Below are 25,376 nucleotides of genomic sequence, written 5' to 3' on the forward strand. Positions count from 1 at the left end.
AGCATAAATGCATTTAATTAGTTGTAATTATTTTATCGAAGTTTCATCCGAGATAACCATTTACAGAGTGAACTATTTGCCTGCATCGAGCACTTTCCATAGGTAAATAGTTCCGCACGCATCGTCCCGCTGCCAGCCGCCCGCTAGCGGGGCACTGGCACTGCCGCTGCGTCGCCTGGCAGCTCGGCCGGAGCCAGAAGCTGGGGCGCTTCTGGCGGCACGTCTTCTTGCTGGGCAGAAATAGGTTGGGGAAATAACGATGGCGGCGGTGCGGCGGCGCCGCCTGGCGAAAGTGCGGCCGATGCATTTGCCAGGCCGGCTTCCCCAGCCTGCGCCGCCGGCTGGAGCGCTTGTGCGTCGACCATGAAATGCCATTCCGACAGCCGCGCCTTGCCGTCGAAACCGGCAAACCGGGCCTCGAAGTTTCCTACTTTCAACGCTGCGGCCGGCGACAGGCTATGCACGCCGATGATGCCATTGCTGCCTGGCTGGTACAGCAAGCCCCATTCGGCACGCCCCGTGATGGGGTCGACATACAGCTTGCGCAGATGGCGGCGCAGCTGCGGCACGCGGGGGTCGCGCAGCAAGGCGGAAAGCGTCGGCGGCTGTTGCGGCTGCCCCGGCGGCGTGGCGGCAGCATAACTGCGCAGGGCATCGGAAAACTGCGCACCGATGTCGAGCAGCTCCTGCTCGGCCGCCTGGCGCTGCAGCAGGGAACCCATCTTCAGGCCGGCCGCGCCCACCAAGCCCAGAATGGCCACCAGGATGATCAGCCCAAGGTAGGTGAAGCCGCGCTGGCGGTGCGCACGAGCATGCATCGCAGCTACCAGTCGGCAAACGGCGTGCCGTTGCGGTCCTTGCCAGGCGCGCCGCTCTTGACGTCATACACCTTGCCCGGCGTATCGTCGGGCGGCGCCACGATCAGCCATGTCGCTTCGCTCTCCGTGATGGGGTCGATGGGCATGGCGCGCAGGTATTTCTTCTCCACCAGTTGCTCCAGGGTATCGGGATAGCGGCCCGTATCGCCGTGGTACTGGTCGATGGTGATGCGCAGATTGCGCAAGTTATCCGCCAGCACGGTTTCCTTGGCCTTGTCCAGGCTGGGAAAATAGCGCGGCACGGCCAGGGTCAGCAGCAGCGCCACGATACCGAGCACCACCAGCAATTCGATCAGGGTAAAGCCGCGCGCGCGCGCAGCATGGTTATCGGCAGCCATGGTTCACCATACGCGGTAAGGCACATTGTTCAGGCCAGTCTTGCTGGACGTGCAATACACATCGTAGACGTCGTCCCCCTCGCGCGGCTCGGTCGCCTCGCTGGCGTAGCTGCGCCGGCCCCACGTCTGCGCATCGCTGAGGCTGGCATCGGCATTGAACGGGTCGCGCGGCACGCGGCGCAGGAAGTACATCTTGCTGCGCTTCGGGTTGCGCTGATCCGGCACGCCCTCGACCAGCACTTCCAGGATTTTCGGGTAGCCGCTGGCGTCCGTGGCACGCACGATGCGCCCTTCGTCGCCGGCGCGCTTGTAGGCATCCAGAGCCTGGCGGATATCGCGCAAGGCGCGCCGCAGTTCCTGCTCCTGGCGCCGCTGCATGGCCACCTGCGTGACGGGCACCACCAGCGTGGCCAGCACACCCAGGATGGCCAGGGTCACCAGCAGCTCGATCAGCGTAAAACCGCCGTGTCCGCGCCCCGGTCTCATTTGGCAACCGGCACCGGCTGGCTCGACGAGAACGGCAAGGGCGCCGCCTGCAACGGCACGGGCTGGCCGGCAGATATCGGCAAAGGCGCCGCGGCCGGCTCGGGCGACGGCGCCACTTCCGGCGCGGGCACGCTCTGCGGCAAGGTCGATGGCACCTGGCCCGGCACCATCAACGGCTGCGGCGGCGCCGCCTGCATGCCGACGGCCGACGCGCCGGAACGCACGATCACCGTACCCGGCATCTGCGTGGCTGCCTTGGCCGCCATGTCGGGACGGCGGCGAAAGCTGCCTTCCGTGCCGGCCGAGAATTCCGATTCCTTCGCTTCCGGACGCTGTACCGTGCGCACCAGGTGCGGCGTGATCGACAGCACGATCTCGGTCTTCTGGCTGTCATCCTTGCTGCTGCCGAACAGCCGCCCCAGCACGGGAATATCGCCCAGGCCCGGCACCTTGTTGCCCGAGCTGCGCTCTTCATTGTTGATCAGGCCCGCCAGCACCTGGTTTTCGCCATCCTTCAATTGCAGCATGGTCGAGGCCTGGCGCGTGCCGATCTGGTACAGGGTCGAGCCGCTCCGGGTGACGGTGGCCGCGCCCAGGTTGCTCACTTCGAGCGAAATGCGGATGCCCACCTCGTTATTCAGGTAGATGGTCGGTTCGGCGTTCACCGTCAGGCCCACGTCCAGGTAGCTGACGGATTCGGAAGCGAAGCCGCCCGTGCCCGGTGAAATGGTGGTGGTCACCACGGGCACCCTGTCGCCGATGACGAACTTCGCCTTTTCGCGGTTGCGCACGCGGATGCGCGGATTGGCCAGGATGTTGGCGTCGCCGTCCTTCTTGTTGATGTTGGCCGTCACGGACAGGTCGCTCACGCCGATGCTGCGCTGGTTCAGATTATTCAGGTCGCTGATGGTCAGCCCCGTGCCTCCCGAGGTGGAGAGCGGCGTCAGGGTCAGGCTCGTCGGCCAGGCCACGCCCAGTTCCAGCAGGCGGCTGCGCTTGACTTCGAGGATTTCCAGTTCCAGCACCACTTCCGCCTCGGGCACGTCCTGCAGCGCGATCAGGCGCTCGGCCAGGCGGATCGCCTCGGGCGTGTCGCGCACGATGACGAGGTTGAGTTTTTCATCGGCCACCACGTCGCGCGTCTTCAAAATGGTCTTGAGCGTGTTGGCTACCTGTTTGGCATCCGCGTTCGCCAGGAAGAAGGTTTTCACCAGCACTTCCTGGTATTCCTTCAGCTTGGCCGCCACGTTCGGGTAAATCAGGATGGTGTTCGCATCCATCACCTGCTGCTCCAGCTGGTTCGTCACCAGCAGGAAGTAGATGGCCGATTCCACCGTGCTGTTCTTCAGGAAGATCGAGGTTTTCGCGTCCGCCTTGACGTCCTTGTCGAAGACGAAATTGAGGCCCGAGCGGCGCGCAATCAGTTCGAACACCTGTTTTAATGGCGCATCGCGGAACTCGATGCTGATCGGCTGCTTGTACGATTTGGCCAGGCCCGATTCGACGATAGGTGGCGCCGTCTTTTCATCGACTTCGCGCAGCAGCGCGCGCGCGCCGGCGTGACCTGGCTGCTCCGTCAGGATGGCGTTCAGGCGCTGGCGCGCCGGGTCGTATTGTTTGGCATCGAACGCCGTGCGTGCATCGGCCAGCAATTTTCCCTGGCGCTGTTCGCGCTCTAGCGCGCGCAAGCCGCTGTTGGCGCGCTCGTTCTGCGCATCGATGTCCAGCACGCCCAGAAAGCCCGCGCGCGCCAGCTCGCCCTGCCCCGTTTGCGCCTGGCGCTCGGCCTGCTGCAGGCCGGTGCTGGTGGCCCGTTCGCGCGCCTGCAGGTACGCGCTGCGGTATTGCGCGTTGCCGGGGTCCTGCTGCAGCGCTTCCTGCAGCTTTTGCAAGCCGGCAGGCACCTGGTTTTGCGCGATCAGCTCGCGCCCGTCGCGGTAGGCCTGCTGCCCGGCGCAGCCGGACAGCAGCACCAGCAGCAGCGCCGATGAAAAGGAACGAGACATCACTCGAATACTCCAATGTTGAGCTGCTGAACCTGGTTCAACGGCAGATAAGTGAGCGTCATGACGGGCGGCGCGATGGCCACCACCTTGTAGGCGCCATCGATGACGGTATTGGCGCGCACGATATACGTCTTGTCGGCGCGCGACAAAAACACTTCCCAGGCGCCGTCGGCGGCCACCTTGCCCAGGTAGACGAAGGGCAGCGGCGGCGCCATCGGCGGTGGTGGCGGCGGCGCGGCGGCCACCGCCATTTTCGGCGGCGGTGGAGTCCAGTTCTGGCTCTGGAAGACGCCATCGGCGCCGCCAAAGGTGTCGCCGTCCTCGCCCGCCACTTCGCTGCGCGGCAGTAGCGCCAGGATGACCGGTGGCTCGGCTGGCGACCTGGCAGCGCGCTGGCGCGCGGGCGCCACGGCCCGCTCGACCGCCTCGGCCACCTCGGAGACGGGCTTGCGCTCGCCAAACAGCAGCAAGGCGCCCGCGCCCAAGACGCCGGCCAGCAGCAGGTAATGGCGCGGCGTCATGGTGCTTCTCCCGCGCTGTCAGCCAAATAAAAGGTCAGGCGCAAACGCGCTTCGAGCTGCGTGTCGGCGATCTGCTCGCGGCGAAAACTCAGTTCATCGAGCGAGGCGAACGGCATGGCGCGCAGCGCCTGCAGCGCGAACTGCCACACGGCCGCATAACTGCCCTTCAGCGGCAAAGTCACCTGGTACGTGGCGACCCTGCTGGCCTTGTCGTAACCGCTCTTGTACTCGCCCTGCGCCAGCTGCAAGCCGTTTTTCGCGGCCAGGTCGAACAGCAGCTTGACTTGCTGCTCGACGTGGCGCTGCTGGCCCAGCGTCGCATGGAAGCGCGCCAGATTCTCACCCGATGTCGCCACCGGTACCGCAGCCACTGCGACCAGCGAGGCCGCCGGCAATGGACGCGCTTCCAGCTGCGCGGCCACGGCGCGCTGCTGCCAGGCCCAGGCCCAGGCGGCCATGCCCAGCACCAGCAAGGCCACGGCGATACAGGCGGGCGCACCCAGGCGGCGCAGCAGCAGTTGCGCGCGCAGGCGCAGTATCGCGAGGTCGATGGCCATCATGGCGCCCCCCAGCGTGCTTCCAACTGGAAGCGCAAGGGTTTGTTCGGATCGAGCGCGTTGATTTCATGACGCAGCAGCTGCACACGGGTGCCGAACAATTCCTGCTGCTTCAATTGCGCCACATACGCCACCATGGCGTCGCTACTGGTGGTTTCGGCCGTGATCTTCAGCACGCGCTTGCGCGCATCCGGTTCCAGCGCCAGCAGCGCGATGGCGGGCGGCGTGGCGCTGGCCAGCGCATCCTGCAGGTCGCGCCACGGCAGATTCAATTGCAGGATGGCCGCATTCACGGCTGCCGCCTGCGCCGGCGCGATCAGCACTTGCGGTGCCGGCGCCGATCCCCGCGTGGCGGCCATCACGCGCTGCTGCGCCAGATGCCAGCGTGCCTCGCTTGCCTGCTGGCGCTGCAGCGCGGCGCAGCCAGCCCACGCCGCCGTGACGCTCAGCGCCACGCCCAGCGCCCCCGTGATCCATGCCCATGCGGGCACGCGGTGCAGGCTGCGGCGCCAGTTTGGCGGCGCGAAATCGATATCGAGGCGCGTCATGCCACGCCTCCGCTGCGCGCCAGCCGGCCAGCTGGCGAGCATGCGCCTTCCCCGTCCGGCGTGGCAAAGAGCTGGCACTGGAACGCTTGCGCCGGCGCCAGCCAGTTCGCTGGCGGCGCGCCGCACAGCTGCAGCAGCGCCGGTGTGGGCACGCCTTGCAGCAGCGCTTCGCGCATCAGCGTCTGCTCCAGCCAGCCATGGCCCGCGTCCAGGGGCACGGGCAGCGCGCGCACGGCGCGCAGGCGGCCATCGTGACGCACGCCCAGGGTCAAGGTGTTCTCCTGCAACTGGCCAAACCAGGCGCCCGGTTTCAGCGCGCCGTGCCAGCGGTTCCAGTGGCGCGCAAATTGCGGCGTGATGAAAATCAATGCCAGCTTGCGCTCCAGGGCCACGCGCGTCAGTTGCGCCAGCAGCGCGCGCGGCACGGCGCAGAAAAAAGGCGCGCGCGCGTCCCAGGCATGGCAGCTTTGCCACAGGCCGGGAGGATCGCCATACAGCGACTGGAAACGCAGCGCGGCGGCCGCCTCGATGTCGGCCAGGCGTGCGGCGCCCTGCGGCATGTCCACCTGCCACAGGCGCGCCAACGCATCGTCGAGCACCACGGACAAGGGCCAGCGCGCGTATTGCCCCGCCGGCAGCATCTGTTCCAGCGCCTGGCCCAGAGCGGCAAAGTCGCCATGCAGGCCCAGACCGGCGTCCGGCACATACGCCGCTTCGCCCAGCAAGGTCCAGGCGGGGGCGCGCCAGCGGCTGCTGCGCCACAGGCTCATGTGGCCCACCGCCACGCCCAGGCGCAAACCCATTCCAAAAGCTCTACGCATGCAGGGTGACCCTCTTGATTTCCGTGATGGTGGTGGCGCCCCGCTTGACCAGTTCCAGCGCCGCCAGGCGCAGGCTGCGCGTGCCATTCGCATACGCGGCCGCCTTGATCTGGCGGATCGGCTTTTTATCGACGATGAGTTCTCGGATTTCATCGGTCAGCACGAGAATTTCGGCGATCGAGCGGCGCCCCTTGTAGCCGGTGCCGCGGCAGTCGCCACAGCCCTTGCCTTGCTTGAATTGATATGCATCAACGTCGGCGCGCGCGAGGCCCACGCTGGCCAGCTCACCATCGTCCGGCGTATACGGCGTGGCGCAGTGGGGGCAATTGGTGCGGATCAGCCGCTGCGCCCAGATGCCGTTCAGGGCCGAGACGAACGCATACGGGTCGATGCCCATGTGGGTAAAACGGCCGAACACGTCGAACACATTATTCGCATGCACGGTGGTGAGCACCAGATGGCCCGTGAGGGCCGACTGCACGGCGATTTCCGCCGTCTCGCGGTCGCGGATCTCGCCCACCATGATTTTGTCGGGGTCGTGGCGCAGGATCGAGCGCAGGCCCTTGGCAAAGGTCAGCCCCTTCTTTTCATTCACGGGTATCTGCAAAATGCCGGGCAGCTGGTATTCGACGGGGTCTTCGATGGTGATGATCTTTTCGCGCCCGTTATGGATTTCCGTCAGCGCCGCGTACAGGGTCGTGGTCTTGCCCGACCCCGTGGGACCGGTGACGAGCAACATGCCGTAGGCTTCCTGCGCCAGCGCGCGCAACGCTTCCAGCGATGGGGCGTCAAAGCCCAGCGCTTCGAGCGTCAGGGCGCCATATGCCTCGATCATGGCGCGCTTGTCGAGGATGCGGATGACGGCGTCCTCGCCATGGATGCTGGGCATGATGGAGACGCGCAAATCGATTTCGCGCCCGCCCGATTCGACGCGGAAGCTGCCGTCCTGCGGCACGCGGCGCTCGGCGATATCGAGTTCGGCCAGCACTTTCAGGCGCGAGATGATGTGCTCGGCCACTTCGATGCCGTTGACGGCCGTGGCGTGATCGAGCACGCCGTCGACGCGGTACTTGACGGCCAGGCCGCCGGCCGTGCTTTCCAGGTGGATGTCCGAGGCGCCGGCCTTCAGCGCGTCATATAAGGTCGAGTTGACCAGCTTGACGGCGGGGCTGGCCGCTTCCGACACGCTGGCGAACGACAGCACGGCCGCCGTCTTGCCATCGCGCCGCGCGTCGGTGGCGGCGCCGGGCAGCAGGCTGTCGACGGCGCGCGCCGACTCTTCCTGCTTCGACAGGTAGGCGCCGATGTCGGCCTGCAGTGCCAGGCGCACAGTCAGGCTGGCCTGTCCCGCGCGCGCGCCCAGCCAGGTTTGCAGGTCGAGGTCGAACGGGTCGGCGATCACGCCCAGCAGCTGGCCATCGGCGGCGCGCAGCAGCACGCTTTGGCGCGCCAGCGCCTGCGACAGGGGCAGCAGGTCGAAGGCGGGAGACAACGCCAGCATGTCGACCGTTTCCAGCACGGCCAGGCCGAACGGGCGCGCCAGTTCGTGCACCACGGCGCGCGCCTCGATGCCGCTCAGTTGCTGCAATTCTTCGACCAGGCTGCGCTTCGATTGCCGGCACAGGGCGCGCGCGCGCTGCAGCAGCGCAGCGTCGATGGTCACGGTGGACGCAGAATCAGTGTGCATCATGAAATATCGCCGGCAAGGTCAAAGATGGGCATGTACAGCAGGATCACGATGGCGCCCACGATCAGGCCGATGGCGGCCATCAGCAAGGGTTCGAAGGTGCGCGTGAAGCGGTCGATCCAGCGGCTGATTTCACCGTCGTAAAAGGCCGCCGACTGCGTCAGCATGGGCCCCATGTCGCCCGTGCGCTCGCCCACGCGCAGCATGCGCAGGGAAATGGGCGTCGTCAGTTGATGCTGCTCGAAGGCCGAGGACAGGGGCTGGCCCGCCTCAATGGCGCCGCGCGCGCCCTGCAGGGACGCCTGCATGCGCGGCGAGACCATCGCCTGCACGGTGGAAATTGCCTGCACGATGGTGATGCCGCCTTCTGCCAGCATGCCCAGGGTCAGGTACAGGCGCGACAGTTCATAGATGCGTACGCGCTCGCCGATGCCGGGCAACTTCGCCAGCAGGCGCGCCACGCCGCCATGGCGCAGCACGCGCCGCACGGCCGTGAACACGACACTGCCGGTGATCAGCAGCCCGAGCAACAGCAGCACGCCGTGTTCGGTGACGAACTGGCCCCAGCTGAGCATGACTTGCGACATCCACGGCAGGTTGCGCCCGGCGCCCTGGTAGACCTCGGCGAAGCGCGGCACCACATAGCTGATCAGGAAGGCGCTGACGCCGCCGCCCACGGCCAGCAGGATGGCCGGATAAATGGCGGCGCTGACGATCTTGCCGCGCACCGTATCGATGCGCTGCTGGTAGTCGATGTAGCGCGACAAGGCGCGCGGCAAGTCGCTGGTGCCTTCGGCCGCCTTGACGATGCCGATGTACAAGGGGGGAAACAGTTCGGTCTGCTCCGCCAGCACGGCGGAAAAACGCTTGCCTTCGCGCAAGCCTTCCAGCAGGCGCGTGAGCACGCTGCGCGTGGCCGGCGACGCCTCCTTTTCCAGCAAGGCTTCCAGCGCTTCGACGATGCCCAGGCCCGCATTCAATAGCGCCAGCAATTCCTGGCTGAACAGCAACAGGGGCAAGGCCCGCGCGCGCTGGCGTCCGGCCGCGCTGAACGGCGTGGCCCGCAGCGGACGGATGGCGCTGACAAACAGGCCGCGCGCCTCGGCCTGGCGGCGCGCGTCCGCTTCGTCGCGCGCGTCAATCACGCAGGTGTGCAAGGTAGCGACGGCCTGGTCCGTGGAAAGCGCGCGTACTTCGAACTGCATGATGGCTTGTCCGTAGGAAAAAGAATGATGCTGGCGCTATTGCGCGCTGATGTCGGCGTTCTCGCCGCTGCCGCCGGGCTGGCCATCCTTGCCCATCGAGACGATGTCGTACTCGCCCTTGCTACCCGGTGCGCGGTATTGATAGGCATGGCCCCAGGGATCGAGCGGCACGGCCTTTTTCAGGTACGGTCCATTCCAGCGCGTGCCGGCGGCCGGCGGCGCGACCAGCAGCGCGCCCAGGCCTTCTTCCGTGGTGGGATAGCGCCCCACGTCGAGGCGGTAGGTATCGAGCGATTTTTCAAACGCCTCGATCTGCGCCTTGGCCACCGTCACTTCCGATTTGCCCAGCTGGGCAAAATACTTGGGGCCGACATACGCCGCCAGCAAGCCGATGATGACGATGACGACCAGCAATTCGAGCAAGGTAAAGCCGCGCGCATGGCGCGTTGCCGCAAGGTTCTGCCTGTGTGCTGCATGCATCCGGTCACTCCTTATTGCCTACCTTCAATACATTGCGTCGCCGCGCGCAACGGATGGCCACGCACGGGCGACACGCGCTTGCCTGATGCTTATCAGCCTACCATGCCGGTTATAGTTCATACAATCTTTTCTTTGCACTGTGAACAACAAATCGCCGAGGAAACGATCTGGCGCAATAAAGGGACGGTAGGCGCTTGCACTCTTCGCGCACGTGTCAGGAATCAACTATTTTCGCGTAGGAAACCTGTAACTATCGGTATTCAAATCATAGTATTACGTGAACTTTATTCATTCATTATTTGTAACTTTCAAATTAAATTTGAAAGAATATCGAACAATGGAATTGCCTATTTTGCTATAGTAAAAATCAATTTTCTGCGCATTGGTCTTATCCGGCCGCGCGGGAAAGAGCCTCCAAGACGCAAAACATATTGCATCCGACATAATCATCAAGGGAAAATTCATGACTCGTATCGTGCATTCGAAGGCAGCTTCCGCAGCAAGTCCCTACTCCGCCAAGCGCTTGACCGGCGCCGCCATCCTGGCCCTGTCCGCTGCCTGGACTCCCGCCGCCATGGCGGACGTGATCAACTTTGACAACATCGATAGCCAGTTCGTCGGCCACGGCGATGCCCTGGAATTCGGCAAATTCCTGCTGACGGGTGCCTCGAATGCCACCGGCGCCAGCTATGGCGACCTGGTCGGCGCCGTGTTCGACGGCACGGACCCGGCCGCCTGCGGCATGGCGTGCCCGACCAACAATACGAGCAATTACTATGCATCGCTCAACGACGGCATCGTCTACCTCGATCCGCTGAAGACGGGCGGCAGCGTCAGCCTGCAAGGTTTCGACGCCAGCTTCATCGGCTACGCCCAGGGCGTCACCTATCCGGCGGTGGCCGGCCTGCTGCGCGTGCAAGGCTTTTACGCCAACGGCTCGTCCATTTATGAAACCTACCAGCTGGGCGGCCCCATCGGTGGCAACTTCCAGTTCCAGCGCTACAACACCAGCGCCAGCTTTGGCAGCCAGCAATTCGCCTCGCTGGCCTTCTTCGGCTTCACGTGCAACACGGCCGGCAATTGCAACGCCTTCAGCACCAACAAGGGCCAGTTTGCGCTCGACAATATCGTCGCCTCGGTACCGGAGCCATCGACCTACGCGATGATGCTGCTGGGCCTGGCAGGCATCGGTTTCGCGGCGCGCCGCCGCCAGCAAGCCTGATCTTCCCTTTCGATTTCCGCTACCGTCACCAGGAAACCCTACATGATATTCCGCCCCACCTTGCGTCCCATTTCGCTCGCCGTGCTGAGCCTGTTTGCCAGCCTCAGCTTGCAGGCCCACGCCGACGACCTGCGCCGCCCCTACATCGTGCAGCTGACCGATAAACCGATCGCTTCCTACACCGGTTCGGTCGATGGCCTGGATGCCACCCAGCCTGCCGCCGGCAGCCGCCTCGACCTGGCAAGCACGCAAGTGCAGCTGTACGGCGACTACCTTGAACAGAAACAGGCCCGGGTACAAGCCCTGGTCGCCGCCGCCCCTGTGCAATACCAGTACAAGATCGTCCTCAACGGTTTTTCCGCCCTGCTGACCGACGCCGAAGTGCGCCAGCTGCAAGCGAGCAGCGACGTGGCCAACATCGCCCCCGACGAACCGCGCGCCCTGCAAACGAACTACACGCCCACCTTCCTGGGCCTGGATCAGCCGGGCGGCCTGTGGAGCCAGCTGGGCGGCAAGCAGCATGCGGGCGAAAACATCATCATCGGTATCGTCGATGGCGGCGTGTGGCCGGAAAACCTGTCGTATGCGGACAGGGTCGACGCCAACGGCAGCCCGACCTTCGACCCGAACGCCGCCCTGGCATACGGCGCCGCGCCGGCCGCCTGGAAAGGCAGCTGCCAGACCGGCGAAGGCTTTACGCCAGATCACTGCAACAACAAGCTGCTCGGCGCGCAATACTTCAACGCCGTACGCCTGACCGAGACGGACAAGATCCAGCACTGGAGCGAATTCACCTCGCCGCGCGATTCCATCGGCGACCCGAATGGCGAAGGCGGCCACGGCACGCATACCTCGTCCACCGCGGGCGGCAATGCGGGCGTGCCCGTCACCGTGAACGGCACGCCGCTGGGCGCCATTTCCGGCGTGGCGCCGCGCGCCCGCCTGTCCGTCTACAAGGTGTGCTGGTCGTACAACCTGGCCACCCAGCCGACCGGCGCGAAGAACGGCTGCTACGGCGGCGACAGCGTGGCGGCGATCGAAAAAGCCGTGCAGGATGGCGTCCACGTGATCAACTACTCCATCAGCGGTGGCGGCACCGTCAACGATCCCGTCGAGCAAGCCTTCCTGCATGCGTCGAATGCCGGCGTCTTCGTTGCCGCTTCGGCCGGCAATGCGGGTCCGGCCAATACCGTGGCCCACGTCAGCCCATGGATCACCACGGTGGCCGCCTCGACGCACAACCGCGCCAACCAGGCCACCGTGACCTTGGGCAATGGTGCCAAGTACACGGGTGCCTCGCTCAACTACAACCCGCTGCCAGCCACCACCCTGATCCGCGCGCAAGACGCGGGCTTGCCCGGCGCCGATGCGCAAAAACTGGCCCTGTGCTACCGCGCCGGCGACAACGGCGGCGTGGCCCTGCTGGATCCGGCCAAGGTTGCAGGCAAGGTCGTCAGCTGCCTGCGCGGCACCACGGCGCGCACCGACAAGGGTATCGCCGTGCTGGAAGCCGGTGGCGCCGGCATGGTGCTGGTCGACACGGGCATCGGCCTGGTGTCCGACCCGCACGTGCTGCCCGCCGTGCATGTGAGCGCCGCCGACGGCGCGCTGATCAACGCCCAGGCGCAAACGGGCGCGGCCACGGCCGCCATTTCACGCTTCGTCACCAACGGCAACGGCCCTGCCGCCCCCGTGGTGGCCGACTTCTCGTCGCGCGGCCCGAACCTGTACGACGCCAACCTGCTCAAGCCGGACGTCACCGCGCCTGGCGTGGACATCCTGGCCGGCGGCACACCCGCCCTGTCGCGCGCCCAGCGCGACGCCGTGCAAGATGGCAACCTGGTGCCGGCGCAAGCCTACATCTTCCTGCAAGGCACCTCGATGGCCAGCCCGCACGTGGCCGGCCTGGCCGCCCTGCTGCGCCAGCAGCATCCGGGCTGGAGCCCCGCCGCCATCAAATCGGCCCTGATGACGACCGGCAGCGCCACCTTGCCCGACGTTCAGGCGGGCGATGCGCGCGGCATCCTGCCATGGGGCCAGGGCGCTGGCCACGTGACGCCGAACAAGGCGACCGATCCCGGCCTCGTGTATGACGCCAGCCTGGCCGACTACAAGAAATACATGTGCGGCGTCGGCATGACGGCCGAATGCGCGGGCGGTACCCTGGCCGGCTACAACCTGAACATGCCGTCGATCACCATCGGTAACGTGCTGGGCACGCAATCGGTGACGCGCCGCGTCACCAACGTGGGCAGCGGCAACGCCACCTACACGGCAAGCGCCTCGGTCAGCGGCTACAGCGTGGCGGTGGCGCCCGCCAGCCTGGCGCTCGCGCCCGGCGAAACCAAGTCCTTCACCGTGACCCTGACGCGCACCACGGCGCCGGACAATGCCTGGCAGTATGGCGCCCTCGTGTGGAGCGACGGCGTGCACACGGTGCGCAGCCCCGTTACGGCCCGCTCGGGCCGCGCGGTGCAATCGCCGGCATTGCTGCGGGCCGACAAGGTCAGCGGCTTGCGTTCGCTGACCCTGTCCACCGGCTTTGCCGGCAAGGTCGGCGCGGCGACGGGCGGCCTGAAGGAAGTGGCGCGCAGCGAGCACACCATCAGCCAGGCCGCACAGGGCAGCGTCGACACGCTGGAGCAGATGGCTGCCGCGTGCAAGGCGGGCGGCAGCGGCGTGCGCGTCGTCAATGTCAGCATTCCCGCCAGCACGGTCGTGGCGCGCTTCGAAATCTTCGACCGCGACACGACCGAAGGCACGGGCAACGACCTTGACCTGCTGCTGCTCAACAGCGCCGGCGCGACCGTCGCCACCTCGGCCTCGGCCGGCTCGAACGAGGCCATCACCGTCACCACCCCGGCGGCAGGCAGCTACAAGGTGTGCGCGATCGGCTATGAAGTGGCAAATGGCGTGTCGACAAGCTTCGGCCTGTCGTCGGCCGTCGTCACGACAGCCGACAAGGGCGGCAACCTGAAAGCCACCCTGCCCACCAAGGTGTATGTGGGCGGCAGCGCCACGGCTGGCGTCAGCTGGTCTGGGCTGGAAACGGGCAAACGCTACCTGGGCGGTGTCGTATTCCTTGATGGCAACAACGCGGCAGCGTCCACCACCGTGCTGTCGGTGGAGACCAACAACCCGCTGCCGCTGGCCGTCCCCAGCCAGCGCAACGTGAGAGCGGACGCCAAGCTGTAACGGTATCGCTCCCGGCAGTACACGGCGCGCCCTGCGGGGCGCGTTTTTTTTGCGCGACGCGCGTACAATCGGCGCATGTCCCCATTTCGCCTCAGCATTGCCATCCTGGCCGGCATGGCCAGCATCCATGCACTGCCTGTCGCGGCGCAGGCCGCTGCGGCGCGGCTGTCCTATCTGGTGCAATTGCGCGCCCCGCCGCTGGCCTCACAAGCGGATGGCGTGCATGGACTCGATACGCACAGCGACGCCGCGCGGCGCTACACGGCCCAGTTGGAAGCGCAGCAGCGCGCAGTGCTGGCGCTGGTACCCGATGCCTCCGTGCAATACCGCTACACGGTGACTTTCAACGGCTTTGCCGCCATGCTGACACCCGCCGAAGTGACGCGCCTGCAGGCGAGCCCGGACGTGGTGCGGGTATCGCCCGGCAGCATCGAACACATGCAAGATGGCAATGAAAAGAGGCAGGCCAGGCCGCAGGACCAGCGCTAATGGCCGAGCAGGCGCTGGGTCCATTCTGGAAAGACTACGCGCGGGTGACAGGCTGGCGACGGCGCAGGGCAAAGCCGATCAGCGCCAGGCCCCCCGTCAGCATCATCCATTCCGATGCTTCCGGCACGGCCGAGATCGACGCGATGCTGGCATAGGTGCTGCCGGCGATGCTGGCGGGCAAGCCGCCGTTGAGCGGCGTCAGTTCGAACTGCACCAGGTTGCCATTCGCATTGCCCAGGTAAGCCATGCCGGTGTAGTCGAGCAAGCCCACGCCAAACGTCGTGCCCGCGTTGCCGGCCGTGTTCAGAAAGTCGCCGCCAAAGGCCACGTTGAAGGCGAACTTGCCGCCCAGGGTCACGTTGTGAAACCAGTCGTTGTAGGCGCCGCTATTGCCGAAGGTCAAGGTGCCCGGCACGCTGCCGCTGACATTGCCTTCCTGCGACGCCAGCGCGCCAAACGCGCCCGAGAAGTTGCTGAGCACGGCACTGGCGCCCGGCGCGGGGCGGTTGCCGGCGATAAAGGCAAAGTCGAGGAAGCCGGCGCCGGAAAACTGGCTCGTGTCGATTTCCACGCGGTAAGCGAGCGGGTCGGCCAGCGCCAGGCTGGAACTGCCAGCGAGCAAGGCGGCCAGCACCGCGCGGCGCAAGGTACGGTTGAGTGTCGTTGCAAACATGGTGATGTCCTTAGAAGTTGCCGGCGAAGATGCTGGCCGAGTAGTGGATCGTCACTTTCGACGGATTGCTGAAGCTGACGGCAAACGAAGCCGTCGCACCCGGCGCCAGGCTGGCCGCGTTGACGCTGACATACGCGGCGCCCGCATGGCTGCCCGTGGCGTTGGCCAGGGTCACGCCAGCCGGCAAGCCGCCAAACACCACCTGGAACGGGCCGCTGAGCGTGCTCGTGCCCGTATTGGTGAAGGCAAACGTCCCCGTGTATTTCTGCGTCACGCGGTTGACCGCCAGGCCCGAGCTGGCCTGCGCCACGGCGGCCGTGATGTCGCGGTAGGCGGGCTGCAAATCCAGGCTGACGACGACGGGGTCGTGGTCCGAGGCGCGGTACGGCAAGGCGTTGTACAAGTCTTGCGGCTTGGCCGCATCGATGTTGTAGTCGATCACTTCCGGCTCGTCGGCATTCACATGCCACTCGGCAACACCGGCCACTTGCGGGCTCAGCGCGGCGCTGGCCAGCGCATGGTCGAGGTAGCCGCTCTGGCCGCCAAACACATACGAATACGGCATCCCGGACGGGCGCACGAAACGTTCGAGTTCATTGACGAAGCCGGCGCCCGTGATGACCTGGATCGGGTCTTCCGCGCCATAGGAATTCAAGTCGCCGATGACCAGCACGTCCGCGTCGCCAGCGGCGGCTGCCACTTGCGGCACGAAACTGCCCACCAGCCGCTGCGCCTGCTGCACGCGCGTGGCGTTCCAGCAACTCTGGCTATCGTTGTTGTCCGCGTCCGGCCCGCCCGACGGGCAGCTGCCCTTCGATTTCAAGTGATTGACGATCAGCGAGAATTTCTCGCCATTGCCGGCGCGGAAGGTTTGCGCCATCGGCGGACGGTTGTTGATGGCATGGGCATCCGACAAGGCGCCGCCCACCAGGCCCAGCTTGGCCGGCTTGTAGATCATCGCCACGCGGATGGCATCCGTGCCGGTCGCGGCCGGTTTCGGCACCACGGCATAGCTCACGCCGCCGATGGCCGCATTCAGTTGCTCGACCAGGTAGGTGACGGCCGTCTCGCCATTGTTCTGGATTTCCATCAGGCCCACCACGTCGGCATCGATGGCTTTGAGTTCGGCGACGATCTTGTCGCGCTGGCGCACGAACTCAGCCAGGTTGTCGGCACCGCGGCAGTTGCTCTTGCTTGTCGACGTGCCCAGGGTACAGCCCTGTCCCGTCTGGCCAAACACGTTGCTGCCATTCGTAAAGGTCGTGAAGAAATTGAGCACATTGGCGCTGGCCACCTTGACGTTACCAGCAGGCAATTCCGGGCTGGCCGCACGCGGGTTGTCGCGCGAAAACTGCGGCGCTTGCGTCGGCTGCAGTTTGTAGGCGGCACCGCCACCGCCGATGGCGCCAAAGTCGACCACGCCCGTCAGGTCGGCCACCGTATCGCCGCTGCGCACGGTGCCATCCTGGCCGATATACGGTATCGTCGGCGGCGTCACGAAAATGCCATCATCGAGCACGATCAGGTTGTGCGCATTGGCCGCGATCAAGGCTTGCGCCTCGTTTGATACGGCTGGGTAGCGGTTGGTCGGCACTTCGCGCCGTCCGGCCGACAGGCTCAATTCGCCGCGCGCGCCCAGGTAGGCGTTCTGCGACACGGTCAACGGCTGCGTGAAGCGCACCAGCATGCCTTCCACCGCGGCCAGGTTCTCGTTCGGCAAGGTCACGTTCGTCGGCACGACGGCGTGGCCCGCGCTTTGCGTGAGGATGGCCGTCACATCCTTGAATTCCGTGTAGGAATTTTTCGCGCCCGTCGGCGTGTATTCGACCACCGTGCCCGTCACGCGCACCAGTTGGCCCGGCTGCACCGTGGTAACGGTATTGCCCGTGTAGACGAAGATGCCGTCCGAGGTCGACGGGTCGCCATCGCCGGCCGCGTCCTGGATGAAGAAGCCGGTGCCCACTTTCAGCGTCACCACGCCTTCGGTAGTCTGCACGGAATTGGCGTAGGGGCTGGCCGCGCCGCTGCCCTGGATTTGCGGGATCGTGTGGCTGATGGCGGCCAGGCCCTGCACGGCCACGTCCACCTTGCACGAGGCTGTCTGCTGCTGGTCGTTGCTGAAACTGACGATGACGGGGTAATTGCCCACCGGCACGCCAGCGGCCACCAGCAGGTTCACGCTGGCGCTTTCGCCAGCCACGCCGGCCGCGCTGAAGTTAGCCAGGCTGATGCCGGCCACGGCGGGCGAACTCACGATGGCGGCATGGACGACGCCATCGACGTCGGAAGCGCGCAGCACGGCGTTGCCGCCATTGCCCACGGCCAAGGCCAGGCTGGCGGGGCAGCTGGTGATGATCTGGTGCACCACGGGGCCGCCACAGGCATTGCGCGGCGAGGCCGTATTGCGCGGCGTTACGCTGCCGCTGGCAAAGTCGGCGCCGTTGTCGTCCGTGTCAACACAGCCGCCATTCGCGCGCAAGATAGCCACGCTATTCGACGGCGCGGGCGCCACATTGCCCTCAAAACCGTTGGCCGTGCCGAAGCCGACCAGGTCGATGACGGCCGCGCCCGTGGGGCTGGCGCCCACCTGGGCCGTCTTGCTATTGCTCAGCAATACTTTACCCGTCGTGCCCGACATGCTCAGACTGCCCGCGGCATCAGGCGTGGGCAAGTCCTGTGTGCCGCCCGCGCCCTTGGCTTGCTGGACCAGCAAATACTGGCCAGGTTGCAAATCGATAGCCGGCAAGGCCGTCACAGACCAGCTCGTATTGGCGGCGGCGCCGTATTGCACGCTCCAGTTGCTCAGATTCACGGGACTGGCGCCACGGTTGAACAATTCAATGAAATCGTTGCGGTACAGCGCACCCGTATTGCCGCCACCGCCATACACTTGGCTGATGACGATATCGGAAGCGGCCAGTGCCGGCATGCCCAGCGACGACAGCAAGCTGGCCATCAGGGTCAGGCGCCACGGCGCGGCGCGCAGGGACAGTCCGGGCAATGCAGGGCGAGCCGGAGTGTAACTATTTTTCATAAAAATTCCTGGTGGAAATTTAAAGTTCCGCCTGCCAATACAAGCAGGCGGCGTTGAATTTCAGGCAATAACATTGGTCAATCAAATAGTCTTTTTACTATCAATTCATAGTAATGTTCAAGCGTGACAGCTTGATGACAAAAGTTGACGGGAATGCATGCACTTTGCACGTACAGGAATGCCAAGCTGGACTATCACACAATATTTTGTTGCATAAAAGTATGCATAATTGTATGAAATGATAATAAAAATAAGCTATGGGAAATTGCGTAGAGTACAAGTATGCTACCATCTGTTTGCGCTAGATAAACATCCGGCGGCAAACAGCAGAGATAGGAAAGATTGATCATGAGAAAAAATAGTTACCCTTCATATTCAACACTGTTGCTTGCAGGATCTCTGCTGCTGCCCCTGCTGCCGGCCCAGGCGAATACCTACGCTGGTTACTATGTCAATCCGCAAGCCGTGCCGCCTGGCAAAAAACCGAATTGCGCGCAGTCCATGCAAGAGGGAAACACGAAAGCGCAGGGCCAGGGCGCATCCGGCGTCAGCATGGAAGGCGTGAACAGCCCGTGCAGCCTGTCCAATGGCGATATCAATTACGATGAATTCAAGAATGATGGCGTCGGTCCCGGCCCGGTCAGCAGCGTCGGTGACGATGCCGCCTACCACCGCAGCCTGCCCAGCGACGATGCCAAGACCGGCGTCAAACGCTTGCCATCGGATGCACTGGAGTTCACCAGCGTGAGCAGCCGTCCGCTCGCTTCCATCCCTGGCGCCTTGACCAGCACGGGCACAGACAGTTTCAATGCGGCGTCAACGTTGCAGCCATTCGCGCCGGCTGGCTGGGTCGGCTGGCCTGCGGCGAATGCCGGCGGCACCGAACGCCTGGCAGCGGCCAGCTTCGTCAGCCCCGGCGCCACCGGCGGCGCTTCCGGCGACCCTGGCGTGTTTGGCAGCAATCCGCCCGTCGCGGGCGTGGAGACGCCAGAGACGCCCGTCGTCACGCCACCCATCGTCACGCCACCGGTGGTGACGCCGGTCGATCCGAATATCCCGGCCATCCCGGAAGCGTCCACCTGGGCCATGCTGCTGGCCGGACTGGCCCTCGTCAGCCTGGCGCTGCGCCGCCGCAGCAGCTAATGTCTGTCAGCGTCGGTATGGCGTACTCAACGGTTCGCCGATGAAGATGCCCTGCGCCGGCCAGGCCACGCTCTTCCAGTAAGCCTCGATCGCCGTATCGCCGGACAGATAGCGCTGCAGCAGCACCGTCGGTTGCGGAAACTTCTGCCAGTAATTACACGGTTCGCTAACGCTACCATAACTGGCCGTGGCGCCCGCCTCGAGCCAGCGCAAGCTGCTCATCTGCCCCGTCCCCAACAAGTCGCCGCCATACGACGTCAAATGATCGGCCAGCGCGCCCGGTGCAAACTTGAGCGTGTCGAGCTTGGCCACGCGCGCCATGCCCGTCTGGTAGACCATGATGTCCGTTGCGCCGTCGAGCTCGTCGGCACGCAGGCGCTTGATGTTCAGTTTTTTTGTCGGCAAACGTCCTGCCGGCGGAAAAAACGGCGCACGGCTGTTGCGCGCCGTTTCACCGGTCGTCAAATAATACGCATTCGCTTCCTGCAGGCGAAAACCGGCGCTGACGCCACGATCGATCAGCTCGCGCGCCTGCGCCACCGATTCGGTGGGCAACAGCATGCTCAGGCGCATCTTGTATTGCGCATACGGCAGGCCGTGCGCGGCATTGAAATAGGGGCTGGGCTGGCCCGCGCCGCAGCTGCGTGCACACAGTCCCGCATCGACGCCCAAGGTGTAGGCGGCAGTGATGGAATTGCATTCGACGGCGTACGGCGCCGTCCAGACCATCAGCACGGCCTGGATTTCAGGGCTGAGCTGGCTGTCGATCCGCTTTTTCAGAGTGGCGAACTCGACGGCGCTGAGCTTATGCGGACGATTGGCGATGCGCACGTGAACGATATTGGCAGCCGGTATATTGCGCGCCTGCCGATAATAGTCGGCGATGGCCACGCTATTGGGCTCATCGTCGTTGACCACCAGCGCCAGCTGCCCGGCCGATAGCGCCGGCGACATGGCGGGGGCGACAAACTGGGCGCGGGCGTCGGCCGGCAGCAGAGCGCTGGCGAGCAAGGGTAAGAGCAGGTATTTCAAAGCGGAGAGACTGGCCTGTGCTGGTCGATGAAAACCTCGGAACGCCAGAACCGTCGCCCTGGCGTTGCATGTGCGCTTAGACGCGTTTGTAGACATCTTCGTAGCGCACGATATCGTCTTCGCCCAGGTAGCTGCCGGACTGCACTTCGATCAGGTGCAGCGGCAGGCGGCCGGGATTTTCCAGGCGATGCGTCATGCCGATAGGAATGTAGGTCGACTGGTTTTCACTCAGCAATTTGACTTCATCACCGCACGTCACCTGCGCCGTGCCGCTGACGACGATCCAGTGTTCGGCGCGGTGATGATGCATCTGCAGGGACAGCTTGCCGCCAGGATTGACCGTAATGCGCTTGACCTGGAAACGGTCGCCCACATCGATGCCTTCGTAGCACCCCCATGGGCGATACACCTTGGTGTGCTGCAAATGCTCGGTACGGCCCGTGCTTTGCAAATGGGAAACCACTTGCTTGACGCGCTGCACCTGGTCCTTGTGCACCACCAGCACGGCGTCCGAAGTTTCCACCACGACCACATCCTGCACGCCGATCAGCGCCACGATGCGGCTTTCTGCGCGCACCAGCGAATTGCTCACGTCGTCCAGGTACACATCGCCGCGCACGGCATTGCCGGCTGCATCGCGCGGCAAGACCTCGTGCAGCGCGGACCAGGAGCCCACGTCGCTCCAGCCGATATCGGCCGGTACGACCACGGCGCGGCTCGTGTGTTCCATCACGGCATAGTCGATGGAGTCGGCGGGACAGGCGGCGAACTCCTTCTCGCTCAGTCGGCAGAAATCGAGGTCGCGGTAAGCCAGGCGTACTGCCGCTTCGGTAGCATCGGCCATGGCTGGCTGGAATTGCGTCAATTCCTGCAAATAGCTGGCGGCGCTGAAGAGAAACATGCCGCTGTTCCAGAAGTAGTCGCCACTGGCGACAAAACCGGCCGCGCTCTGCGCATCGGGTTTTTCCACGAAACGATCGATCTGGTAGCACGCTTCGTTGCCCGCGATGGCGGCGCCACGACGGATGTAGCCATATCCCGTTTCCGGCGCCGTCGGCACGATGCCGAAGGTGGCCAGCGCGCCTTGCGAGGCGGCCTGGAGCGCATTGTCGATGGCCGCATGAAAGGCCGCCCGGTCTTCAATGACGTGATCGGCAGGCAACACCAGCATGATGGCTTGCGGGTCGAGCGCTTGCAAATACCAGGCGGCGGCGGCGACGGCCGGCGCCGTGTTGCGGCCCACCGATTCGAGCATGATGGCCAGCGGTGCGATGGCGATATCGCGCATCTGCTCGGCCACCAGGAAACGGTGCTCGTCGCCACAGATCAGCAGCGGTGCCATCATCTCCGGCCAGCCAGCCAGGCGCAGCGCCGTTTCCTGCAGCATGGTTTTGTCTGATACCAGCGGCAACAGCTGCTTGGGCAGCGCTGCGCGCGACAGGGGCCAGAGGCGGCTGCCGGCGCCGCCGGACAGGATGACGGGATAAATCTTCATGGTGGACGTCCTCTATTTATTTCAATAATGCAAGTTCAACGGCGCTGCGGCGCTTGCTGCGCCGGTCGCGCGCGTTCGACCATTGATCGGTCAGGCATTCGGACACGTGTTTCATGTCTCCGTTGCGGTCGACACTGTATTCCTTGAAGACGATAACTTCTTCCAGAGCAATGTTCTGCAGCACGCGCGTATATTCAAACAGCACGCTGCGCACCACGCGCGCACCGGAACAGATATGGCTGCCATGACCGATCCAGGTGGGGCCGATGATGGTGGCGCCCGCCTCGATCTTGCAGCCCGAGCCGATATACACGGGCCCTTCGATGTGCGTGCCTTCCCACTCTATGCTCGTATTCAAGCCCACCCAGATACCCTCTTCCAACTGTACCCCAGGCACGTCCATGTGGGCCACTTCCCCCATCATGACGCTTTGCGATACTTCCCAGTAATCCTTGATGTTGCCGATATCGATCCAGTTGAACGTGCGCGACTGGGCGTAGAAAGGCAAGCCTTTTTCTGCCAGCAAGGGAAACAAGTCCGAGCCGATGTCGAAGACCGTGTCCTTGGGTATCAAGTCCAGCACGGCAGGCTCGAAAATATAGATGCCGGTGCTGACATGGTTCGACAGGGCCGTTTCCTGGCTGGGCTTTTCCTGGAACGCCTTGATACGGCCATCCTTGTCGCTGACCACCACGCCATAGCTCGACACCTTGTCCCACGGCACTTCGCGCGTGATCACGCTGGCCAGCGCCCCCTTGCGGCGATGCTCGAACAGGGCCGACTGGATGTCGAGGTTGATCACCGCATCACCGCACAGGACGATGGTGGTATCGTCAAAAAAACCACCGAATTCCTGGATCTTCTTCATGCCGCCGGCCGAGCCTATCGGCTGCGGCACCACCACGCCGGCATCGGTCATATAGCCTTCGAACGAGTAGCCGATCTGCACGCCATACTGGTGGCCGTCGCCGAAATACTCTTCGATCTTTTCATGCAGGTAACTGACATTGACCATGATGTCGCGCACGCCATACTTGGCCAGATGCTCGATCAGATAGGCCATCACGGGCTTGCCCAGGATGGGGATCATGGGCTTGGGTAAGTCATAGGTCAGCGGGCGCACGCGCGTCCCCTTTCCTGCCGCCAAAATCATTGCTTTCATTTCACGCTCCAATGTCGATGGGGACGCCGAACTCTGCTTGCGCCTGCCCGAAGCCGTAGAATATCACCAATTTGGCAACACTATTACCTTTTTCATATTATATTTTGCGCAGTGCAACATGCCAGACTGTCATCTTTGCTGGCGACCGCGTCAACGGTACCTGGCGCATTCGCGCAGGAATACCAGAATGTCCCAGGTATAGCGTCGCAGCAGCCGGCGCGGCTCTTGCAGCAGACGGTAAAACCACTCCATGTGGATGCGCTGCACAAAAGCGGGCGCGCGCCGCTTGCCGCCGGACCAGAAGTCGAACAGCGCACCCACGCCCACCAGTACGTTGGCATCCAGGGCATCCTGATGTGCGAGTATCCAGCGCTCCTGGATAGGGTTGCCCATCGCCACGAGCACGACCTGGGCGCGCGTCGCATTGATTTGCTGCACCAGATCGGGCGCACTGCCGATGCCGGCATGGCCATCGCAACTGCCGACGACATCCTGCCCCAGCACCGTGCGCACATGCGTCACCGCCTTGGCCAGGATGTCCGGTTGCGCGCCCAGCATGAACACGCGCAGCGGCTGCACGCTTTGCGCGAACAAATACGGCGTGAAATCGGTGCCATTCAGATTCGCGGCGAAACGGCGCCCCTGCATCAGCCTGGCGGCGATATCCATGCCGACACCATCGTTGACGATGAGGTAGCGGCGCGCGGGATCCGCTTCCAGTACGAAGCGGTTCTTCACGATAAAGTTGGTATTGGCAAAAAACAGCGCCGTCTTTTCCCCACGCGCGATGACGCCCAGCAAGTGCTGCGCCAGCCACTCGCGCGTCGTGCTCAGCACGGGAAAGCGGCTGATGTTGATGGTTTCTGGTGCTTCCATGGTGCTTGTGCGCCTCCTTCAATCCGCGGCAGCGCCGCGGTGCTTCAAATTGCGTAATTGCCTGAGCAGTGACAATGGATCAAAGCCCCCTGCCGTGCCGCGCAGCGCGCGCCCCAGCAGCAGCATCGGCAGCAGATAGGCGATGGCGCCGGCAAACAGGGCCAGCACCAGCAGCACGATGGCGCTGCCCTGCCACCAGCGCGCCATCGCGTACAAGGTCAGCAACAGTGCCGCAGCGCCCGCCAGGACAGGCTGCAGCGCCACCAGGAAGGCAGTCCAGGGCAAGTCCATGGCCTTGCATGTCAGGTGCTGCGACCACGGCAACATCAGCAGGTAGGCGGCGGCAAACGACAAGCTCATCGCCAGCAAGCCATACTGGCTGAAGCAGGCGGCCAGGATCACTGCCAGGCTCAGCTGCAAGATACCGAGCAGTGGCGGCCAGCGGCTGTGCCCCAGGGCAAACAGCACATAGTTGTTCAGTTCGGCTACCGAAGAGAGGCAATACAGCAGTGCCAGCGCGGCGATGGTGCTACTGGCGGGCAACCATTTCTGGCCAAATACCGTTGCCACCAGCGGCTCGGCCAGGGCGGCCTGGAACAGCAGCATGGGCAGCATCAGGAACAGCATCATCGCCAGCAATTGCAGATAAGCCTGGCGCAGCTGCTCGGGCTTGCCGCTGGCGGCGGCGAACACGGGCAGCGACACGCGCAGCAGCGACGCCGTGATGACCAGGTACACGGCCGACGTCAGGCGCTTGGCCAGGTTGTACAGTCCGGTCGCATACGGCCCCAAAAAGATACTCACCAACAAGGAGTCGCCATTGCTGTTGGCAAAGGACAAGATGCCGGAGACGCTGACCTGGCGCACATCATGCCAGTAGCGGCTGGGCCGCGCGCGCCACGCCAGGCTGGGCAGCCAGCCGCTTTGCAGCACCACCAGCAGCAGCGCCAGCCCGGCCGCCATCACTTGCTGCACCACCAGCGACATGGCGCCCCAGCCATGGTAGGCCAGTGCAATGCCGAGCACGCCACCCAGCATGACGGACACGGTGGAGCGGATGGCCAGTTGCTTGAATTTCATCTGCCGCACCAACCGCGCTTCGTAGGAACGCACCATGCCGAAGAACAGGATGGAGAGGCTCATGCCTTGCAGCACGGGCGCCAGCGATGGTGCGCTGAACAGCGCCGAGACGGGGCCGGCGCTCAGGAACATGCAGGCGCACAGCAACAGGCCGGCTGCCGTGCAGCGCCAGAACAGCGCCGAATAGGCGCCGTCATCGGGTTCTTTCGCGCGTATCACGGGCATGGCCAGTGCGTCGAGCACGACCAGGCGCGAGAACAGGATGAACAGATGGGCAATCGTCAACAAGCCGAATTCGGCAGGGTTGAGCAGCCGCGCCAGGATGGCGAAGATGATGAAGGACAAGCCCTGCTGGGCCAGATTGTCGAGCACGGCCCAGAAGGAGCCGGACGCCATGCCAGGCGCCTTGACGTTGCCTTCGGCTTTGCTCTCGTTCATGCTGCTGCCC

22 protein-coding genes are annotated in these 25,376 nt (G+C 64.4%); 4 read left to right on the forward strand and 18 right to left on the reverse strand.

Going from position 1 to position 25,376, the window contains the following annotated elements; genetic code table 11:
- Positions 1–143 precede the first annotated feature (143 nt).
- Genes ACP7DW_RS06680 through gspG form a run of 11 tightly spaced genes read right to left on the reverse strand, consistent with a single transcriptional unit; the run spans position 144 to position 9,527 of the window.
- Positions 144–818, reverse strand: a complete 675-nt coding sequence (locus tag ACP7DW_RS06680) for a type II secretion system protein (protein WP_426054825.1) — start codon at positions 816–818, stop codon at positions 144–146.
- Between the two features lie 5 nt (positions 819–823).
- Positions 824–1,216, reverse strand: a complete 393-nt coding sequence (locus ACP7DW_RS06685; RefSeq protein WP_426054824.1) for a type II secretion system protein — start codon at positions 1,214–1,216, stop codon at positions 824–826.
- A gap of 3 nt (positions 1,217–1,219) precedes the next feature.
- Positions 1,220–1,702, reverse strand: coding sequence for a type II secretion system protein (locus ACP7DW_RS06690; RefSeq protein WP_426054823.1), 483 nt, complete (start codon positions 1,700–1,702; stop codon positions 1,220–1,222).
- On the reverse strand, positions 1,699–3,708 hold the full coding sequence (locus ACP7DW_RS06695) for a secretin N-terminal domain-containing protein (protein ID WP_426054857.1): 2,010 nt from the start codon (positions 3,706–3,708) through the stop codon (positions 1,699–1,701). Before ACP7DW_RS06695 ends, ACP7DW_RS06690 begins: the two co-directional genes overlap by 4 nt.
- Positions 3,708–4,229, reverse strand: a complete 522-nt coding sequence (locus ACP7DW_RS06700; RefSeq protein WP_426054822.1) for a hypothetical protein — start codon at positions 4,227–4,229, stop codon at positions 3,708–3,710. Before ACP7DW_RS06700 ends, ACP7DW_RS06695 begins: the two co-directional genes overlap by 1 nt.
- Entirely contained in the window at positions 4,226–4,789 is a 564-nt protein-coding gene (locus ACP7DW_RS06705) for a hypothetical protein (protein ID WP_426054821.1), read from the reverse strand. Before ACP7DW_RS06705 ends, ACP7DW_RS06700 begins: the two co-directional genes overlap by 4 nt.
- On the reverse strand, positions 4,786–5,334 hold the full coding sequence (locus tag ACP7DW_RS06710) for a hypothetical protein (protein WP_426054820.1): 549 nt from the start codon (positions 5,332–5,334) through the stop codon (positions 4,786–4,788). Before ACP7DW_RS06710 ends, ACP7DW_RS06705 begins: the two co-directional genes overlap by 4 nt.
- Positions 5,331–6,155, reverse strand: coding sequence for a hypothetical protein (locus ACP7DW_RS06715; protein ID WP_426054819.1), 825 nt, complete (start codon positions 6,153–6,155; stop codon positions 5,331–5,333). Before ACP7DW_RS06715 ends, ACP7DW_RS06710 begins: the two co-directional genes overlap by 4 nt.
- The gene (locus tag ACP7DW_RS06720; protein WP_426054856.1) at positions 6,148–7,842 is read right to left on the reverse strand and encodes a GspE/PulE family protein; all 1,695 of its coding nucleotides are present in this window, start codon (positions 7,840–7,842) and stop codon (positions 6,148–6,150) included. The genes ACP7DW_RS06715 and ACP7DW_RS06720 overlap by 8 nt, the downstream gene beginning before the upstream one ends.
- Positions 7,842–9,047, reverse strand: a complete 1,206-nt coding sequence (locus ACP7DW_RS06725; RefSeq protein WP_426054818.1) for a type II secretion system F family protein — start codon at positions 9,045–9,047, stop codon at positions 7,842–7,844. Before ACP7DW_RS06725 ends, ACP7DW_RS06720 begins: the two co-directional genes overlap by 1 nt.
- 36 nt (positions 9,048–9,083) lie before the next feature.
- Positions 9,084–9,527 carry a type II secretion system major pseudopilin GspG gene (gene gspG, locus ACP7DW_RS06730; protein ID WP_426054817.1) on the reverse strand — a complete coding sequence of 148 codons (444 nt, stop codon included), beginning with the start codon at positions 9,525–9,527 and terminating at the stop codon, positions 9,084–9,086.
- Between the two features lie 463 nt (positions 9,528–9,990).
- Between gspG and ACP7DW_RS06735 the strand changes: the two genes are divergently transcribed.
- The 3 genes from ACP7DW_RS06735 (at position 9,991) to ACP7DW_RS06745 (ending at position 14,433) form a co-directional block, all read left to right on the forward strand.
- The gene (locus ACP7DW_RS06735) at positions 9,991–10,749 is read left to right on the forward strand and encodes an NF038120 family PEP-CTERM protein (RefSeq protein WP_426054816.1); all 759 of its coding nucleotides are present in this window, start codon (positions 9,991–9,993) and stop codon (positions 10,747–10,749) included.
- A 42-nt stretch (positions 10,750–10,791) separates the two neighbouring features.
- Complete coding sequence (locus ACP7DW_RS06740) at positions 10,792–13,944, forward strand: S8 family peptidase (RefSeq protein WP_426054815.1); 3,153 nt, start codon at positions 10,792–10,794, stop codon at positions 13,942–13,944.
- A gap of 75 nt (positions 13,945–14,019) precedes the next feature.
- The gene (locus ACP7DW_RS06745) at positions 14,020–14,433 is read left to right on the forward strand and encodes a protease inhibitor I9 family protein (RefSeq protein ID WP_426054814.1); all 414 of its coding nucleotides are present in this window, start codon (positions 14,020–14,022) and stop codon (positions 14,431–14,433) included.
- A 34-nt stretch (positions 14,434–14,467) separates the two neighbouring features.
- On the opposite strand, the gene ACP7DW_RS06750 is transcribed toward ACP7DW_RS06745, so the two are convergent.
- Positions 14,468–15,106, reverse strand: a complete 639-nt coding sequence (locus ACP7DW_RS06750) for an NF038129 family PEP-CTERM protein (RefSeq protein ID WP_426054813.1) — start codon at positions 15,104–15,106, stop codon at positions 14,468–14,470.
- A gap of 10 nt (positions 15,107–15,116) precedes the next feature.
- Positions 15,117–18,140: an ExeM/NucH family extracellular endonuclease gene (locus ACP7DW_RS06755; protein ID WP_426054812.1), complete on the reverse strand. Its 3,024-nt coding sequence runs from the start codon at positions 18,138–18,140 to the stop codon at positions 15,117–15,119.
- A 384-nt stretch (positions 18,141–18,524) separates the two neighbouring features.
- On the opposite strand from ACP7DW_RS06755, the gene ACP7DW_RS06760 reads away from it, so the two are divergent.
- Entirely contained in the window at positions 18,525–19,283 is a 759-nt protein-coding gene (locus ACP7DW_RS06760) for a PEP-CTERM sorting domain-containing protein (RefSeq protein WP_426054811.1), read from the forward strand.
- 6 nt (positions 19,284–19,289) lie between these two features.
- On the opposite strand, the gene ACP7DW_RS06765 is transcribed toward ACP7DW_RS06760, so the two are convergent.
- The 5 genes from ACP7DW_RS06765 to ACP7DW_RS06785 all read right to left on the reverse strand — a co-directional run bounded on the left by ACP7DW_RS06765 (position 19,290) and on the right by ACP7DW_RS06785 (position 25,366).
- Entirely contained in the window at positions 19,290–20,315 is a 1,026-nt protein-coding gene (locus tag ACP7DW_RS06765; RefSeq protein ID WP_426085148.1) for a TIGR03790 family protein, read from the reverse strand.
- Between the two features lie 76 nt (positions 20,316–20,391).
- Positions 20,392–21,810: a mannose-1-phosphate guanylyltransferase/mannose-6-phosphate isomerase gene (locus tag ACP7DW_RS06770; RefSeq protein WP_426054809.1), complete on the reverse strand. Its 1,419-nt coding sequence runs from the start codon at positions 21,808–21,810 to the stop codon at positions 20,392–20,394.
- Between the two features lie 16 nt (positions 21,811–21,826).
- A complete protein-coding gene (locus ACP7DW_RS06775) occupies positions 21,827–22,972 on the reverse strand; it encodes a sugar phosphate nucleotidyltransferase (protein ID WP_426054807.1) in 1,146 nt (381 codons plus the stop codon).
- Between the two features lie 150 nt (positions 22,973–23,122).
- Positions 23,123–23,848, reverse strand: coding sequence for a WecB/TagA/CpsF family glycosyltransferase (locus ACP7DW_RS06780; RefSeq protein ID WP_426054806.1), 726 nt, complete (start codon positions 23,846–23,848; stop codon positions 23,123–23,125).
- 18 nt (positions 23,849–23,866) lie between these two features.
- The gene (locus tag ACP7DW_RS06785) at positions 23,867–25,366 is read right to left on the reverse strand and encodes a lipopolysaccharide biosynthesis protein (protein ID WP_426054805.1); all 1,500 of its coding nucleotides are present in this window, start codon (positions 25,364–25,366) and stop codon (positions 23,867–23,869) included.
- Positions 25,367–25,376: the final 10 nt, after the last annotated feature.

Source organism: Janthinobacterium sp. PSRC1-1, from assembly GCF_049897525.1.
Classification (GTDB): Bacteria; Pseudomonadota; Gammaproteobacteria; order Burkholderiales; family Burkholderiaceae_D; genus Janthinobacterium; species Janthinobacterium tructae.